This is a genomic window from Listeria tempestatis (genome assembly GCF_963575625.1).
GTDB lineage: Bacteria > Bacillota > Bacilli > Lactobacillales > Listeriaceae > Listeria > Listeria tempestatis.
Map to the genome: position 1 here is coordinate 78,146 of NZ_CAUYTK010000004.1, position 16,515 is coordinate 94,660.

Annotated in this window: 17 protein-coding genes and 1 riboswitch; of the genes, 1 reads left to right on the top strand and 16 read right to left on the bottom strand. The window is 39.6% G+C overall.

Translation table 11 applies throughout. The features are described from left to right. Positions 1 to 2 precede the first annotated feature (2 nt). The 11 genes from R8923_RS07015 to R8923_RS07065 all read right to left on the bottom strand — a co-directional run bounded on the left by R8923_RS07015 (position 3) and on the right by R8923_RS07065 (position 11,024). Positions 3 to 653, bottom strand: coding sequence for a class II aldolase/adducin family protein (locus R8923_RS07015; protein ID WP_485872059.1), 651 nt, complete (start codon positions 651 to 653; stop codon positions 3 to 5). Continuing rightward, positions 653 to 1,585, bottom strand: coding sequence for a 1-phosphofructokinase (locus R8923_RS07020; protein ID WP_485872060.1), 933 nt, complete (start codon positions 1,583 to 1,585; stop codon positions 653 to 655). The genes R8923_RS07015 and R8923_RS07020 overlap by 1 nt, the downstream gene beginning before the upstream one ends. Further along, complete coding sequence (locus tag R8923_RS07025; protein ID WP_485872061.1) at positions 1,582 to 2,934, bottom strand: PTS galactitol transporter subunit IIC; 1,353 nt, start codon at positions 2,932 to 2,934, stop codon at positions 1,582 to 1,584. The genes R8923_RS07020 and R8923_RS07025 overlap by 4 nt, the downstream gene beginning before the upstream one ends. A 24-nt stretch (positions 2,935 to 2,958) precedes the next feature. Continuing rightward, a complete protein-coding gene (locus R8923_RS07030) occupies positions 2,959 to 3,234 on the bottom strand; it encodes a PTS sugar transporter subunit IIB (RefSeq protein WP_485872062.1) in 276 nt (91 codons plus the stop codon). Next, positions 3,231 to 3,707 (bottom strand): PTS sugar transporter subunit IIA, encoded by a 477-nt coding sequence (locus R8923_RS07035; RefSeq protein WP_485872063.1) that lies wholly within the window; start codon positions 3,705 to 3,707, stop codon positions 3,231 to 3,233. Before R8923_RS07035 ends, R8923_RS07030 begins: the two co-directional genes overlap by 4 nt. Positions 3,708 to 3,711: 4 nt before the next feature. Further along, complete coding sequence (locus R8923_RS07040) at positions 3,712 to 5,709, bottom strand: BglG family transcription antiterminator (RefSeq protein WP_485872064.1); 1,998 nt, start codon at positions 5,707 to 5,709, stop codon at positions 3,712 to 3,714. A gap of 202 nt (positions 5,710 to 5,911) precedes the next feature. Further along, a complete protein-coding gene (locus R8923_RS07045; protein ID WP_485872065.1) occupies positions 5,912 to 7,771 on the bottom strand; it encodes a PTS fructose transporter subunit IIABC in 1,860 nt (619 codons plus the stop codon). Continuing rightward, complete coding sequence (gene pfkB, locus R8923_RS07050) at positions 7,768 to 8,691, bottom strand: 1-phosphofructokinase (protein ID WP_485872066.1); 924 nt, start codon at positions 8,689 to 8,691, stop codon at positions 7,768 to 7,770. The genes R8923_RS07045 and pfkB overlap by 4 nt, the downstream gene beginning before the upstream one ends. Beyond that, on the bottom strand, positions 8,688 to 9,440 hold the full coding sequence (locus R8923_RS07055; protein ID WP_485872067.1) for a DeoR/GlpR family DNA-binding transcription regulator: 753 nt from the start codon (positions 9,438 to 9,440) through the stop codon (positions 8,688 to 8,690). Before R8923_RS07055 ends, pfkB begins: the two co-directional genes overlap by 4 nt. Before the next feature lie 128 nt (positions 9,441 to 9,568). After that, entirely contained in the window at positions 9,569 to 10,099 is a 531-nt protein-coding gene (locus R8923_RS07060) for an HdeD family acid-resistance protein (RefSeq protein ID WP_485872068.1), read from the bottom strand. Between the two features lie 172 nt (positions 10,100 to 10,271). Further along, entirely contained in the window at positions 10,272 to 11,024 is a 753-nt protein-coding gene (locus R8923_RS07065; RefSeq protein WP_485872069.1) for an alpha/beta fold hydrolase, read from the bottom strand. A 110-nt stretch (positions 11,025 to 11,134) separates the two neighbouring features. Beyond that, positions 11,135 to 11,234: riboswitch (SAM riboswitch) on the top strand. 104 nt (positions 11,235 to 11,338) lie between these two features. Between R8923_RS07065 and metX the strand changes: the two genes are divergently transcribed. After that, the gene (metX, locus tag R8923_RS07070; protein ID WP_485872070.1) at positions 11,339 to 12,448 is read left to right on the top strand and encodes a homoserine O-acetyltransferase MetX; all 1,110 of its coding nucleotides are present in this window, start codon (positions 11,339 to 11,341) and stop codon (positions 12,446 to 12,448) included. On the opposite strand, the gene R8923_RS07075 is transcribed toward metX, so the two are convergent. The 5 genes from R8923_RS07075 to R8923_RS07095 all read right to left on the bottom strand — a co-directional run bounded on the left by R8923_RS07075 (position 12,445) and on the right by R8923_RS07095 (position 16,409). Next, a complete protein-coding gene (locus R8923_RS07075) occupies positions 12,445 to 13,935 on the bottom strand; it encodes a Mur ligase family protein (protein ID WP_485872071.1) in 1,491 nt (496 codons plus the stop codon). The genes metX and R8923_RS07075 overlap by 4 nt on opposite strands. Before the next feature lie 27 nt (positions 13,936 to 13,962). Next, a complete protein-coding gene (locus R8923_RS07080) occupies positions 13,963 to 14,151 on the bottom strand; it encodes a hypothetical protein (RefSeq protein ID WP_485872072.1) in 189 nt (62 codons plus the stop codon). 144 nt (positions 14,152 to 14,295) lie between these two features. Continuing rightward, positions 14,296 to 14,841, bottom strand: coding sequence for a GNAT family N-acetyltransferase (locus R8923_RS07085; RefSeq protein WP_485872073.1), 546 nt, complete (start codon positions 14,839 to 14,841; stop codon positions 14,296 to 14,298). A gap of 48 nt (positions 14,842 to 14,889) precedes the next feature. Further along, positions 14,890 to 15,690, bottom strand: a complete 801-nt coding sequence (locus R8923_RS07090; RefSeq protein ID WP_485872074.1) for a formate/nitrite transporter family protein — start codon at positions 15,688 to 15,690, stop codon at positions 14,890 to 14,892. Between the two features lie 176 nt (positions 15,691 to 15,866). Continuing rightward, positions 15,867 to 16,409 carry a DUF1269 domain-containing protein gene (locus R8923_RS07095; protein ID WP_485872075.1) on the bottom strand — a complete coding sequence of 181 codons (543 nt, stop codon included), beginning with the start codon at positions 16,407 to 16,409 and terminating at the stop codon, positions 15,867 to 15,869. Positions 16,410 to 16,515 lie beyond the last annotated feature (106 nt).

Below are 16,515 nucleotides of genomic sequence, written 5' to 3' on the forward strand. Positions count from 1 at the left end.
ATTTATTCCTCCAAATTGTAATTAAGTTCTGGTTCCTCTGTTAGGGTGTGAATGTTTAACGCATCAAACACCATGGCTTTTTGCGCGACATACGCATTATATTCGATACGCTCTAATAAATCGTATGCTTTATGCAAAGAAGTTTCCAGTACGACAATACCATGTTTATTCAGTAAACTCGCACTTGGAACTGCCTTTTCGCCTAAATCGGCAACATGTTTTCTTACGATTTCAGCTAGTTCTCGGCTTGTTGCTGGAGCAAAGTCTAGTGTTGGAATTCGACCAATTTTTTGCGTTGCTTCGGTTAAATTCGGTAGTTCTACACCAAGCGTTGCAAATAACATTGATTCTTTCGGGTGCGCATGAAGGACACAGCCAATTTTTGCGTTTTCATTGTAGCAAGCGCGATGTAAATTAATTTCACGTGTAACTTTACCGTCGCCTTCTACTACTTCATTTTTTTGATCCACTACTAAAATTTCATATGGGGATAACTCACATAGTCTTGCTTGACTCATCAAAGTTGGCGTCATAATAATATGTTCATCATTCATTTTAACCGAAACATTTCCTCCGGCTGCATTCGTTTCAAAACGGTCAAACATTGTTTTCACAATTTTCGCTAAATCACTACGCTCTTTTTCATATAACATTACATTTCCTCCACTTCAATAATTGAAATTTCTTTACTTAAATGAATAGCTTCATCCACACTAAAAGTTGAACTGTCCATATACTGCACCTTACTAGCAGCAACACTTGAAGCACGACGAATCACATTTTCAATCGTCAAATTATCTGATAAACCTGCAATAAATCCGCCGACAAAAGCATCTCCCGCACCAGTATCACTTTTTTCGATGACTTGCGGTGGTAAAACACGATAAATTTTATTGTTGTAAGCTACATATGAACCCCTCTTACCGAGCGAAACGACAAAATACCGAATTTTCTTCATCAATATGTGGATGTTTTGAAGCAAATCATCATTTGACTGGTGCACTAAAATTTTTACTTCTTCTTCATTTGGTTTCAAGAAATCTACGCCATTTTGAGCGGCATAGAGCAAAAATTCACCAGATAAATCACACGCAAGGAAAGCACCTGTTTTTTTCACCGTAGAGAATAAAGTTTTGAAATCGGCTAACGTATAGTCTGTCGGCGGTGAGCCTGCAATCACGACATAGTCGCTTTTTTTTATATTTCTTTTGATGAAATGAAGCAGGTTTTCTTTATTTTTTTCGCTAACTGAAAAACCTGCTTCCGGCATCATCGTGCTTCCGCTCGCCGTCTCACTTATCACGACAAAGCATTCTCGTGTCGCCACCTTTGGTTCAACAAAAAAGTGATGTGAAATGGAGCGTTTTTTTAAAATATCAAAAAGCTGTGCCTGATTTTGTTCACCAATAAAACCAAGCGCCACGTTTGGAATTTTATATTGACTAAGAACATGTGAAACGTGGAGGCCTTTCCCGCCGCAATCAAATTCCGTGTGAACAACTCGGTTCGTCTTGCGCTTTTCTAACTCATTTCGGATAAAAAGGAGTCGGTCAATGGCGGGATTTAGCGTAATCGTATAAATCATTGAGCATCCGCCTCTTCAAATTGCTTTGTACGCTTCTTCATTACTTTTAAATAGAAAAATAGTAGGACGAACCAGCCGACAAGTAAGGCCAGCCCAATCACACTCGGCTTTGCTGCCTCAGCCGTAATAAACCGAAATACAGGATACTCAAGTGTACTCCAAGTAATTTCTTGACCTGCTTTTAACGAAATTGCACCTGTTGAATTGGCAAGTTTCGTAATGGTGTCTGCAAAAAAAGTGGCAACGTATAGAAAAACAGGTGTTGTAATGACTCCTAAAATGGTCATGCGCAGTAAATTACCACCTGTTACGACAAGTGCCGGTGCGCAGAGTGAGATGTTTAAAATACCAGCAAATGGCAGTACGCCGTTTCCAGGTAAGATGAACGAAAAGAGTAGCGTCACAGGAACCATAATGACAACGGCTACCCAAACTTCACTACAACCAGCTAGGATGGGCCAGTCCAGCCCGATAAACAATTCGCGATTTTTAAACTTCCTTTTCATAAACTCAGAAATGCCATCTGAAAGCGGCGATAAGGCTTGCATGAAGAGTTTAGCGACCATCGGGAATAGAGTTAGCGCAGCAGCAGCTTGCATGGCAAGCATTAAAATTTTGGGAACATCATAACCAGCAGCGAGACCAAGCAGTCCTCCGATAATAAAGCCCATCACATGATTTTCAGCAAAAATACCAATTTTTTCTTTTAAAGCATTTGCGTCCATATCTTTTCGTAAAAAGGGGATTTTCTTTAGTAGCCAATCAAAAGGCATTAAGAATACGCAAAAAATCATCATTCCGTGTGAAACTGTAACGCCTGGAATCCCGTTTAATTCTTGAATTTGTCGTTGATTCGCATCACTAAGTAAAAGCTCTACAACAATTTGAATGCCGGCAACTAAGAAAGCTAAATAATAGTTTTTCGTTACGCCATAAACGAGCACGGCAGTTAATATTTTTCCCCATACATTCCATAAGTCGACATTTAATGTTTTCGTTCGATTTAAAACGAGCATGAGTGCATTAATCCCTAGCTGGACTGGAAACATGAGAAAGGCAAGTGGCCATGCCCACGCAAGTGTAGCCATCGAAGTCCAACCACCATCTAAAATGGTCAGTCCAATACCCGTCCGCTCCGCAAGGGCTTGCGCTGCGGGCGTTAGCGCTTCAATCATAAAGCCAATAACAATATTCATACCGAGGAAAGCAACACCTAAAATAATTCCGGCGCTAAAAGCATCACGCACTTTCATTCGAACAATTAAACCAATGATAATCATTAAAGCTGGAACAAAAACAGCGGCTCCCAAATTTAAAACAAACTGTACAACACTTTGTAATGATTCCATTACCTCACGCTCCCTATTGATTTTTTATTTTAAAGCGGCTAGCAGTTTTTCCGTTTCCACGTCCATGCCCATTCCAGTTAAAAAGGCGATTCCGTTTAAAGTTGGAATATCAAATGTTTTATTTGCTTTCGTAATCGCAATATAGACATCACTTGTTTTAATATGTTGTTCAAGCGATTTAATATCTACCGCCTCTACAACTGCAGATACACCCTTTTCTTTTAAAATTCGGTCCACTTTTGACGCTACCGTTTGACTAGTTGCTACACCTGATCCACATGCTACAATTACTTTTTTCATTGTTCAAAACCTCCAAATTGATTTTTTAAAAAGGCAACCATATCTTCCTTATCGTGCAGATTTTTTAATCGCTTAGAGAAATTTTCCTCGCCAAATTTTTCCATAATTTTAGCTAAAAGTGGCACTTGATTTTGTGGTTCTCTAATTCCTAAAATAAAAACCATCTGCACATCAATGACTTTATCTGTCGTTCCCATTTGCACAAATGGAATCGCTTTCTCCAACTTGCTAACAAAAACAAATGGTTTTTTCACATGACAAACATCCGTATGCGGAATCGCAATTCGAATGTCATTCATCTCAAGACCAGTCGGAAAAACTTTTTCCCGTTCGACAATCGCCCGCAAAAAAGAGCGTTCAACAAAGCCCCCGTCCTCTAAAATCGTTGCAGCTACACTAAAAAAGTTTTGTTGATTTGTCGCAATTTGACCCATTAGGGTATTTTTTTCTTGAAATAAACTGGCGTATTCCAACACTTCACCCCCTATCAATCATTTCGTATAGCTCATTTTGATTTTCTGCCGAGAGAACTAGTTGCCGTTTTTTTTCGTCTAAAAAAAGTTCGTTTAGTTTTAAAAGAAGTGAAATATGTCGATTTTTTTCAGAAGGCGCAAGGGCTACAACAATATCGACTGTATCTCCACTCGGCGTTTTAACAGGTGTTTTCAAACGAATAATTTGGATATCCGCATTTAAAACACCGTCACTAGGTGATGCGTGTGGCAAATAAATATTTGGTCCTATCATCATCGTCTCGTAGTGGGCATAAAAATGGGCGCAACATTTTTCAACATATTGAAAAGTCACCGAGCCCCGTTTTAACAGCGGCTGAAATGATTCCTCCACAACCGATTCCCATAGCACATTATCTAAAAAGCTAATTTGTTCTTCAAAAATAGCCATTTCTTTCGGCGCCGTTTCAACTTGCGGCTTCTTCATGAAAAATTGATTCAATTGTTGCTCAACAAATGAGCGCTTTTCAGACGGAATGACCTCTTTTAACATCGCCATAAGCTCTTTTGTTCGCATCCCTTCATCAAGCAAAATCGCTTGTTCCAATTGTCTGCGTAGTTTTTTTCGCTCAAGCTTTCCTAAAATAGGCGGGACTACAAAAACCGTCGCCTGACTTTGAACGGGAACCGTTGTAAAAATAAAATCGAGATTTTCTTCTACTTCCGGTAGTTGTCTAACGGCATAGGCTCCTTTAAAATCAATGGTGGGGAACATCATTTTTAAATTTTCAATCAATAATTTTGAAATGGACGTCCCGCTTTGACATAAAACAGCAGCTGAAAAAACTGGTTCGGTGGACTCTTCTTCCCGGTACATCCAAGCAAGCACGATCATGGATAAAAATACGATTTCTTCTTCCGACCAGGCGTGACCCACTAAGCGTTCAAACGGCGCAGCCGCTTTTTTTACAATTTGAAAAGTCGTCAAATGCTCCGTTTTAAATTGCTCCGAAAGCGGATTCACAATCCGAAATCCAAGCAAATTACGATATACCGCAGGGCGCACATGCAACATCACTTTTTCCTTGAATTCCGCCTTATGCAGAAATTCAGTAGCAAAATAAATTTCGAGCTGCTGAATGAATTCCGTTGCGGCATCTGCAATTTCATCACTTTCTGAAAAATAAAGTACGGATTCAAGCAAACTAGAAGCCAAAACTTGCAAGGCAAGGTATAAATAATCCGCCTCGGATAAAAAATCATAACCCCAAAACATTTCTTTAATAACTGGGTATTCCTTTGTGTTTTTAAGGTCATATTTCTTTAGCTGAAATGACCAATCTTTTCTTAAAACTTCCGCGCGCTTAATGGTGCCCGCTAAAATATACGGCAGCTCCTCCATTTGTTCATCCGTAAAGGTCACTTGCAGCCTTTTTTCCACACTTTCAAGCCTTTTTTTAAAAAGAAAAGTTTCGCTCACGGTGATTAAATTTTTCTCATCAAGCACAAATTTCCCGTACGGTATTTTAATGACCTCACGCACAAGTTCAGCGAGCTGGTTGCGTATTAAAAACTCCGCCCCACTTACTGCATATCCATCCTTGCGGGAATATTCCAAATGAATCCGCCTTTCATGCAAATGATTTCGAATCCATTTCACGTCATTTAAAACGGTATTTTTGCTAACATAAACATAGTCAGCTAGTGCTTTTAGGGATAAAAAGCGCGGTTCCATCAAAAGCTGAATTAAAATAAGCTGCCTTCTTAGTTTTACTTCATAATACGTGAACAACATTTCATCCTCAGCAGTTAAAAGGCGATAACACTCTTCGCGGACTTTTTCCGTCAAGCGAATTGTGTTTTCATGAATAAAAATTTTTTCTTGTTTTAGTAGATGGTTGATTTTTGAAATCCAGTCTAATAGTTCATCTTCTGAAATTCGAAAGCGCCTAGCAACTGCCAACAGCTCCGTGTTTTCATGCGTTAAAAGATAGATGATTAAATCTTTACTTCCTTGTTCCATCTACTCCCCTCCTCATACTTTAATAGTAAATGATAACCCTTACATAAAATTGTAGTTCTATCCCAATTTTAAATAAAGCGCTTTCTTCTCTTGTGATGAAAGATTGTTTTGAACACAAAAAAGCTGACCCTAATCAGGTATCAGCTATAGTTTATAGAATAACTTAACATTTTCGCAAGATGACATCAGCTTGTTTAGTATGTTAAGTTTGTTTTGGTTTCTTCCAAAAACCATAAATGAGTCCAGAAATAACCATACCAATTAAAATAGCTACAATAAAGAGAATTGGTTTATTCGCAAGCGGAGCTACGAAAATCCCGCCATGCGGAGCTGGAACATCAATTGCCCAAATTTGTGTGAGCGCTCCGGCAATTGCTGAACCAATGACAGAAGATGTAATCACTCGAAGTGGATCAGTTGCGGCAAACGGGATAGCCCCTTCTGTAATGAAGGAAAGCCCTAAAATATAGTTTGTAATACCCGCTTGTTTTTCTTGTTCGGTAAATTTATTTTTAAATAATGTCGTAGCTAGCGCAATTGCTAGTGGTGGCACCATACCGCCAGCCATAACTGCTGCCATAAATGCGCCGTTATCCGTTGAAGTGAATACGCCAATTGCAAATGTATAGGCAGCTTTGTTGAACGGGCCGCCCATATCGATAGCCATCATACCACCAAGGACGAGTCCAAGAATAGCTGCATTGGCTGTGCCTAGGCCGTTAAGTTGCGTTGTTAGGAAATCATTAACGACTTTAAAAATCGGATCCACAATGAAGTACATGAGTCCGCCCGTAATGAGCAATCCGAATACCGGATAAAGTAAGATTGGTTTTAAGCCGTCAAGTGAACGAGGCATGCCCGCGAACACCCTTTTTAGCCCAAGAACGGTATAACCTGCAAGGAATCCGGCTGCTAATCCACCGAGGAAACCTGCGCCTGTTACTGCAGCCATCATACCGCCAACCATACCAGGCATTAAACCGGGGCGATCAGCGATACTACTTGCGATGAAACCAGCTAAAATTGGGATTAAGAACACGAATGCGCCCATTTTATCGCCTGAAATAGCAGATAACATTTGATAAACAGCGCTATTAGGGTATAACTGTTCTACAAGGAAGGAAATTGCCATTAAAATCCCGCCGCCGACAACAAAAGGTAGCATATGAGAAATTCCGTTCATCAAATCTTTATAAATTTTACTTCCGACTGAAATTTTTTCTGATGATTCCGTCTCATTTTTCTCATGGTCCGCGTGATACACTGGAGCATCTTGCTTTAAAGCCCGATGGATTAATTCTTCTGGCTTACGGATGCCATCACTTACTGGTGTTTCAAGAACGTGTTTGCCATCAAATCGTGCCATTTCAACCTTTTTATCAGCAGCAACGATAACGCCTGCTGCACGCTTGATTTCATCATCTGTTAGACGGTGTTTCACGCCTTCTGAGCCGTTTGTTTCTACACGAATTGAAATACCCATTTCTTGAGCTTTATTTTTTAAAGCGTCTTCTGCCATATACGTGTGCGCGATTCCTGTCGGACAGGCTGTCACCGCCACAACAAATTGGTCGCTAGTTGGCGCTTCACTTGTTGTATCTATTGACTTACTTTGTTCTGCATCAAACAATTGGATGACCTCGTCTGGTGTTTTCGCCTGTTTTAAACTTGCCACAAAGTCTGGATGGACGAGCAAGCGAGAAAGTGCCGCTAACGTTTCAAGATGAGTTTCATTTGCCCCATCAGTCGCTGCAATCATGAAAAACAAATGAGCTGGCGCACCATCTAAAGACTCGTAGTCAAGTCCCGCCTCACTTTTAGCAAAAACAACAGTGGGTGTATTGACTGCTTTCGTTTTCGCATGCGGCATCGCAATACCTTCGCCAATACCCGTCGAGCTCTCAGCTTCTCGGTTCATAATTTCTTTTTTGAATAAAACCACATCGTTTATTTTCCCGTGACGCTTTAAAGAATCAATCATCTCATCGATAGCCGCTTCTTTTGTCGTAGCTGTAAGCGACATAATCATAACATCTTTATTTAGCAAATCGGTTATTTTCATTTTGTTGCCTCCATTTTAGATAGATTAACTTGTGGCAAAATTTCTTGAATGAAATCTGCTGTCGCTAAATCAGTCGAAAAAGCTGTCGCCGTTCCCGTTGCCACACCAAATTGAAATGCACGAACGGGGTCACCTGTCTCCGCGAAAGTGCCGACAAATCCCGCAATCATCGAATCTCCAGCACCAACTGAATTTTTCACCTGCCCGCTAATAGGTTCAGCAAAGTACACATCCTCGCCTGTAAAAAGTAACGCGCCATCACCTGCCATCGATACAATCACATGTTTTGCACCAAGCTCAAGACACTTTTTACCATATGGGATTAAATCTTCTTTTGATTCGAAATGTACGCTAAATAATTCCGCTAGCTCGTGATGGTTTGGTTTAATTAAAATTGGTTTTTTTGAAAGCGCACGAAGCAGTTCAGCACCTGTCGTGTCAATCATAAAATCGGCGCCTTTTTGTAAGCAAAGCTGAATGATGCGGTCATAAAATTCCTCACCAAGTGACGGTGGCACACTGCCTGATAAGATTACAACATCATGCGCCTTGACAACTTCAAGTTGTGCAAAAAATGCTGCCACTTCTTTGTCCGTAATTTCAGGACCTAAACCGTTAATTTCCGTTTCGGTATTCGCCTTCAATTTAATATTAATTCTCGTGTCATCCGCAGTAGTTGCAAAATTAGTTGCAATACCTTCTTTTTCCAGCCACTCTGCGATAAAGCGACCCGTGAAACCGCCTAAAAATCCACTCGCAACCGTTTTCACACCGAGTTGATTTAAAACCCGAGAAACATTAATCCCTTTCCCACCAGGCAGCTTGTAATCACGCTTCATCCGATTTAAATCCCCCAATTTCAAGTCATCCACTTCCACGATATAATCGATAGATGGATTTAACGTAATCGTATAAATCATTTTTCCACCTCAATCACTTTTAATTTTTGACTAAAACTCTCCGCTTTATTCACTGGTACGTAATCTGTTATGAGCGTCGCACGGCTTAATTCGAACATTTTCGCGAAGTTTGCACAAGCAAATTTCGAGTGGTCTGCTACGACGAAAACTTCGTCTGCCTGTTGACTCGCCTTGCGTTTTAAAAATGCCTCTTCCGTATCCGGTGTCATAAAGCCAAATTCATCATGAATCGCATTCGCTCCAATGAAAACCTTATCGAAATGATAGTTTCCAATATTACTTAGAGCCACCGCTCCAATAACAGCCTTTGTATGCACTTTCATTTTACCACCGAGTAAATAAGCCTCCACCTGTAAATTGACGAGCCGTTCAATATGCCCTAACCCATTTGTTACTACAGTAATTTTTTTATCCGCTAAAAAGGGAATCATTTCAATTGTAGTTGAACCAGCATCTAAGTAAATACAATCATTTTCCTGAACAAGTTCTGCCGCCCGTTTTGCTATTTGTTGCTTACTATGAATGTTTTTGAATGATTTTTCATCCATACTCGGTTCCAAATTGTGCTGTTTCAACAATTTCGCCCCGCCGTGAACACGTTCTAGTAGTCCCTCTTCTTCCATTTCGCTCAAGTCGCGTCTGATGGTCGATTCAGATGAATTTAGACTCTTCACAAGTTCTGAAAGTTTTACAACACCCAAGCCTTCAAGCATGTCTAAAATTTTCTCTTTCCGTTCAGCATTTAACATTTTGTCCCCTCCGATCACCGATATCATAACATTTCTATCTTTCAAAATCAACCATTTACTTCCAAAAACATTCATAAAAGCATACAAAAAAAGCGATTGAGCTAGACTCAACCGCCTTTTATTCGAAATTATTTATCCATTTTACCCATGATGAAGAAAGTAGAAATGGCGCCAATTCCTTCAACAATAAAGAATGTACCTGTAATAAATACAATCCCTACTAAGCTTACTACTGGGTTGAATAATGCGATAAAACCAACAATAATGCCGATAATGCCCATTGTTAAAATCCAGCCCCAGCCTTGAACGTTATTTTGTTTGGCAGCAAACGCACCAATTGTACGCATAATCCCTGCAAATAGTACCCACATTGCAAAAACGAGTACAAGTGTTGCAGCACCCTCGATTTGATCAAACAGCAAGAATACACCTAGTAGTGTTGATAAAATACCTTCTGCAAGTACCCATCCTGAAACATGTTGCGCTTTGCGATTTGAAAAATAGGAAACAATATGAAAAATACCGGAAACTAGAAGAACAAACGCAATTGTAAAGCTAAATGTTAATAACGATACAAGCGGATGGAACATCAACCAAACTCCCAAGCCAATCATAGCAATTCCTGCAATTAATAATAAAATTCGTGTAAAAGTCTTCATTTTTTTCCTCCCTAAACATTTATGTAAACACTAAACTAGTTTACCACGTTTTCTATGAGTGTAAACCTATTTCCTTTTAATTTACATATTTGTCACAAAGAGGTACAAAAATACACGTTTAATGTGTAATTTATTTCGCGATTTTCATGATTTCGCTTCATTTTGACCCTTTTTAGTTTTTCGCCTTACTAGCTAAAAAATCAGCAACTTTATCCATAATTGCAATTTGGACAAGATGACCTTCACCTTCGCCAATTTCAAATTCAATATGAGCACCGTGCGGCTCGGAAACATTCTTCTCGACAAAGTTTTTTACGGTTTCAATTGGGATTTTCCAATCTTCCGTCCCGTGCCAAATATAAAGCGGGCGTCCCGCTAAGGCTTCTGGCTTTCTATCCAAATCATAGTTTTCTTGCCATGCAAGTAAATCGGCATAATCACTTGGAAGTTTAATCTGGCGCTCAAAAGCCCGGATGATGGTACGCTCGCGAAAATTAAGCGGACTTGGTTCGCCCATGATACACGCCGCTGCCTTGATTTCCGAATGATGCGTCAGAAGCGCACAAGTTGTAATGCCTCCCATAGAAACGCCTCCTACAAAAATGGTTGTCGCGAGATTTTGCCTGATGTAATGGTCGCGAATAAATTCATATTCCGAAAGACTCCCTTGGATGCTGTTCCAAAATGTCAAGGAAATGACCGAGGACACAGTTTGGTGGCGCTCACCGTGATTCGGCGCGTCCGGCAGACACACCCTAAACCCTCGACTTGCTAGCTTTCTCCCCTGAGTTAAAACGAGTTCTTTACTTGTCTGCCAGCCGTGATAATAAATGGCTAAAGGTAGAGGTTTGTCTACGCTCGTTTTGCTCACAACTTCCAAAACCGGAATATCATGAATTTTTCGTTTTACGATTTTAAATTTCATTTTAAGCACCCCCACCTCATTCTATCAGCCCAAAAAACAGAAAAACAACTTTTTCGCCTGCTTGACAAATTGTCTAAACGCGCTTATGATTAATTTTAATTTCATATATTTTCTTATCAAGAAAGGCGGAGGGACTGGCCCGATGAAGCCTTAGCAACCGGACGATTGATCACGGTGCTAATTCCAGCAGTTAATTCTGAAAGATAAGTCGGTAGTCGTTCTTACATATTTACTACCCCTTCTGGCTTATTTTTTGCTAGGAGGGGTTTTTTGCACTCTCCGCAGTTATCAACTTCATGAAAGGGTGCTTAAAAATGGAATTAAAACAACAACTATTATTTCAAAAAAATGCTCTCGTTTTAGAAAACGGGGCTGTACTTCAGCCAATTGAAATTGGTTATGAAACTTACGGGACGCTAAACGAAGAAAAAACAAATGTGATTTTGCTTGAACATGCACTCACTGGAACTGCCCATGCCGCAAAACATCACGCGGCTGATGCACCAGGCTGGTGGGACGATTATATTGGCCCTGAAAAAGCACTAGATACAAATCGCTATTTTATTATTTGCACAAATGTATTTGGTGGCTGTAGCGGCTCAACCGGTCCGTCCTCCATTAATCCAGACACAGGTGAGCCGTATCGCCTTTCATTTCCTCGCTTTAGTGTAAGAGATATCGTTCGCGTTCAATACGAACTCATCCAAGAACTTGGCATTTCAAAACTAAAAGCCGTGATCGGCGGATCGATGGGCGGTATGCAGGCGACCGAATGGGCTGTGAGCTATTCAGATACCGTTTGTTCCGTCATCAATATCGCTTCTCCACTTGCCGCTAGCCCTGATGCCATCGGATTCAACCTCATCCAGCGAATGGCCATTTTAAACGATTCTGAATTTAATGATGGCAACTATACCACACAACCAGAAGGCGGCCTCGCAACCGCTCGCATGGTTGGTATGATGACATATCGTACGAGCGAACTTTTCTCCAAACGTTTCGAACGCTTTACAGTGGACGAAAGCTCGCCAGGCGCTTTCTCTAAAGAACATTTCCAAATCGAATCTTACTTACACTATCAAGGCGACAGTTTTGTCGAACGCTTTGATGCTAACAGCTACCTTTATTTAACAAAAGCGATTGACCTGTTTGACGTCATCCACAGCCAAGACGGCGCAGCGCCATCTTATACGCAAATTAAAGTCCCTTACCTTTTAATTGGGATTACAAGCGACCAACTTTTCCGCATTCGCGACCTAAGACGCGATTTTGAACTCCTAAAAAAAGCGGGCGTTCCTGTTTCGTACCACGAAATTGATTCCGACTACGGACACGATGCGTTTTTAGTCCAATCCGAAGTTCCTAAATTCGCCCCCATACTATCCGAATTTTTACTTCAAAAAAAAGAAGAGAAGGCATTTTAGCCCTCTCTTTTTTGATATTCCATCTTGATTTGACCACCCAATTTGTGAAAATCACTACCCGTCACAGACCCTTTTAGGACAAGCAAACTATCCTCCGTCAAAATGCCACGCAAGAAATTCCTTAAGTCCGTCAAATTGCTAAACCACCGAATACGTTCATTTTCGTTCTGTTTAAATAAACCTTCAAACAAATCACCATAACCAAAAATATAATCGGCACCACTGTCTAGCACATCTTTCATTATTTTCACATGCACTTCAGGGCCCTTCTCTCCTAAATCTGCAATTTGTCCAACAATTAAAAATGATTTCCCTTGGTAAAATTGTTTATGCGACTTAAAATAATCAATCGCATTTAACATCGAAGGCACCGCCGCATTGTGTGAGTCATCAACCATGTAGGCGAAAGCGCCGTCTGGTAACGCAAGTGGGATCATTTCCATCGTTTTTGGTAGCGGCTTAAATGTTTCCATTTTGGCAAGCGAAGCGTTTGTTTCACCAGTAATTTGCCAGTAGGCAAGTAGCGCCGCTAAGCTGTTTTCCATAAGTCCCGCTGAACCAGTCGGCAAGCGATATGTAAGCTTTTCGTCAAAAAACATCACTTCTAGTTCATCATAAAACTTTTCATGTTTCACGCTTAGTAATCTCACGTCCGCCGCATTGTTTTTCGCCGAGTATGTCAACAAATGATTGGTGTATTTTTTGGCTTTATTTAAAAGAATTTCACGTTCTTCTTTCCCTATATCTGCATTCAAAATGACGACTGTATCTTCATTAGCCCCTTCTAAAACTTTCGCTTTATAAAGTGCAATGGTTTTTGTATCTTTCATTGAACTTAAGTGCGCCTCACCAATTGAAGTAATGATAACGATGTTTGGCTTGATTAGTTTCGACATGGAACCCGTGTCAAAACTATTTAGCGCATTTAATGAGACTTCAAGATTTAAAATATCCGGGTTTTGAATGAGCTGCGCCATATAGAGCGGAATGGCGAAGCGGGTATTGTGGTTCCCGCGATTTTCAAGCACATTTTGATTGCTAAAAACATGAGTGAGAAGCATTCTTGTCGATGTTTTCCCGACAGAACCAGTGATGGCGATGGTCGGATTTTGAAAGACGGTACGTACTAATTTAGAAAATTCAATCATGAACGTCCAACTATTTTCAACAATGAATTGTGGTGTAGTCTGACGCGCACTTTCAATTGGGGTTTCTGTAACAATTAAACCTAATAAGTGTTCCCTGCCTTTTATTTGCGCATTACCATCTGTCCATTTAACAGGTTTCCGGTTCACATAGTCTCTGCGTTCGTTTGAAATAGCGATAAACATGGTTTTCGCTAACAACTCAGGGTTTGTACTCAAACTCACATGTTGATATTCAACTCGCGTCAAATGATTGGGGCGCAAATTGTTATTTAAGAATTGTCCAGGAAGATACTCATCTAAATGTTTCATGATTTCTTGAATTTCTACTGTTTTTTCCATAAAAAACTCCTTTTCCCCTTAAAAGGTTTATATATTTTTATTGTTATGGTCTCTCTCCCATGGATATTCCCCGTTTTCATCTTTTTCAAAATTCTTCAAATCCTCTTCTTCTAGTTGTTCCTCCACTTTACGTCCTTTGAAAAAGAGCGGGATACATGCTGGTAACACGATGCAGATAAATACAATGACACGCGCAAAACTCACATATTTCTCCATCACGACACACTTCTTTCGTACAATAATCTGAAAAATACAACCAAAATATACCACACTCTAAATGAAAAAGCGAGTATTATGAATGCGCATAAATTAACATAAAATTTTTAAATCCCCGCTTCCTTGGAAGCGGGGATTTAATCACTATAATTCTTCCTTTAATAAAGCATAAATATTAAAATCTCTTCGTTCATCATAAACTTTTTTACTCTGTCTAAATGTACCCTCTTTTTTAAAGCCACTTTTAATAGCTACGCGGTTACTTGGTTTATTCTCTACATCTGCCACAATTGTAAGTCTGTTTAACCCCATTTCGTCAAAAGCGATTTTACAAAGGGTTTTAACGGCTTCTGTCGCGATATTTTTGCCGCAGTGGCTAGAAGCAACCCAATAACCGATTTCTGCGGTCTGGTTATTCAAATCAATAAAATGAAAATCGATGGAACCTACAATTTCTTCTTGATAAGCAATGAAAAATAAGCGATCTGTACCATTCATCTCCCCGCCTAACTTCATTTTAATATAGGCTTCCTCATCTTCGACACTAGTTGTAGTATCAACAAAATCAAGATATGTGCGCAAGTGCTTGCGGTCGTTATCTAATGCTTGATATACAGCTTTAGCTAAATAAACGCTAGGACTTACTAAACTTAATTTAGGATTTATTTCCCATTTAAAAGCATATTCCATTTAATCTCCTCATTTCAAAAAAGCAAAAAACATCCAAAAGGATGTTTTTTAGTCTTTATAAATTGATTTTGTACGATTTAACCACGCATAACCTAACCCGATAACTATGCCGCCACCTACAAAGTTTCCTAAGAAAGCAAGTGATAAGTTTGTTGCAACGCTTCCCACTGTCATACCAGCTAAATGGCCACCTGATGCGAAGAACGCAAGCGAGAATGAAGAAAAGTTTGCAATAACGTGCTCAAATCCTAAGAAAGCAAAAATGAAAATGATAAAAATCATTGCGATAACTTTACCAGCATCGTCTTTCATTCGGAGTGTACATAACACTGCTGTATTTACAACAATATTGGCAAAAATACCTTCTACAAAAATTTGTAACGGTGCTTTTGCAAGCTTTCCGCTTACCGCTGTGAATAAAAAGTGGTCAGCAGGCAAATTATGGAAGGTAGATGTTAAGGAAACAAGATATCCTGCACAAATACCACCAATTAAGTTGAAAATGATACAAAGGAATAAAATTTGTAGTGCTTTTCCTGGACGTACAATTTTTTGATACACTCCTGTTGTCATATACATCATATTAGATGTTCCAAGTTCGGCATTCATGTAAATAATCATCACAAGCGACCAGCTAAACATGAAGGCATAAACAATTTTACCTAGTCCAACAGCATAGTGGTCAACCTTATCACCAATCATAACTGCGACTGCCGTACCAAGCGTCAGGAACAAGCAAGCTAACATCGCACGAACGATATAGCGAATAACACTATTATTTACTAAATCAATTTTTTTCTTCGTGCTGTAATCAATTTTCTGCATTAATGGACTACTTTCGATATCCAAATCTTTCATCTCCAACTCAAAATAAATTTAATATTCACGATTTAAAAGTGCAATAACTTGTTCATTGTATCACGTTTCATTTACATTTAAAATAGCGAATTATGAGTAAAGCGTTATCATTTTTATTTTAATAAAAAAGCACTAGAAATTTTGTCCTCTCTAGTGCTTTTCGATGCCTATTTTTTAAACCATTTTTTCTTTGCCGTCTCGCCCGCTGCTTGTTCAGCTGCTTGCGCTTCACGAATTTCACTTTGAACGAGCTCCTCATCCATACGCGCAATGTTTCCCTTTAAATCGCCATACACAATGTCATTTACGATTTCAGGATCTGTTTCATTTGCAATTAAAATGATACCCGTTGCATCCTCAGGAATTGTTTGAAGTGTTTTTTCAAAGACAGTCATCGCGCTTTTCACTTCGCCAGCATCTTGCATGGAACCAACAACACTGCCCACTACCCAGCCAAGTAAAACACCTAAAGGACCTCCTAAAATACCGATTAACATACCAATTAAGCTATCTTTTATATTTTTGTCTGCTCCAGTAAAGTCAATAAAATCTTTCGCATTTAATTTAGCACCCTTATCATGCTTTAAAACAGCCATTTGATAGCCGCGAATTTTACCTTCCGTATGTAGACGTTTCATCTCCGAGAAGCCTTGATAAGCAACACTTTCCTCCTGGAAATTCATAATGATAACAGATTTTTCTTTTTTCATGCCAATTTCCTCCTTCAAGTTTTATACATTCTCCTATCCCCTAAAATAGCTACATGAAAACACTAGCATTTTCTAGAAACACACCATACACTATAGAGAGAAAGGA

Coding starts and splice junctions, on each gene's coding strand:
- R8923_RS07015 (WP_485872059.1), bottom strand. CDS start 653: ATGTTATATGAAAAAGAGCGTAGTGATTTAGCGAAAATTGTGAAAACA.
- R8923_RS07020 (WP_485872060.1), bottom strand. CDS start 1,585: ATGATTTATACGATTACGCTAAATCCCGCCATTGACCGACTCCTTTTT.
- R8923_RS07025 (WP_485872061.1), bottom strand. CDS start 2,934: ATGGAATCATTACAAAGTGTTGTACAGTTTGTTTTAAATTTGGGAGCC.
- R8923_RS07030 (WP_485872062.1), bottom strand. CDS start 3,234: ATGAAAAAAGTAATTGTAGCATGTGGATCAGGTGTAGCAACTAGTCAA.
- R8923_RS07040 (WP_485872064.1), bottom strand. CDS start 5,709: ATGGAACAAGGAAGTAAAGATTTAATCATCTATCTTTTAACGCATGAA.
- R8923_RS07045 (WP_485872065.1), bottom strand. CDS start 7,771: ATGAAAATAACCGATTTGCTAAATAAAGATGTTATGATTATGTCGCTT.
- pfkB (WP_485872066.1), bottom strand. CDS start 8,691: ATGATTTATACGATTACGTTAAATCCATCTATCGATTATATCGTGGAA.
- R8923_RS07055 (WP_485872067.1), bottom strand. CDS start 9,440: ATGTTAAATGCTGAACGGAAAGAGAAAATTTTAGACATGCTTGAAGGC.
- R8923_RS07060 (WP_485872068.1), bottom strand. CDS start 10,099: ATGAAGACTTTTACACGAATTTTATTATTAATTGCAGGAATTGCTATG.
- R8923_RS07065 (WP_485872069.1), bottom strand. CDS start 11,024: ATGAAATTTAAAATCGTAAAACGAAAAATTCATGATATTCCGGTTTTG.
- metX (WP_485872070.1), top strand. CDS start 11,339: ATGGAATTAAAACAACAACTATTATTTCAAAAAAATGCTCTCGTTTTA.
- R8923_RS07075 (WP_485872071.1), bottom strand. CDS start 13,935: ATGGAAAAAACAGTAGAAATTCAAGAAATCATGAAACATTTAGATGAG.
- R8923_RS07080 (WP_485872072.1), bottom strand. CDS start 14,151: ATGGAGAAATATGTGAGTTTTGCGCGTGTCATTGTATTTATCTGCATC.
- R8923_RS07085 (WP_485872073.1), bottom strand. CDS start 14,841: ATGGAATATGCTTTTAAATGGGAAATAAATCCTAAATTAAGTTTAGTA.
- R8923_RS07095 (WP_485872075.1), bottom strand. CDS start 16,409: ATGAAAAAAGAAAAATCTGTTATCATTATGAATTTCCAGGAGGAAAGT.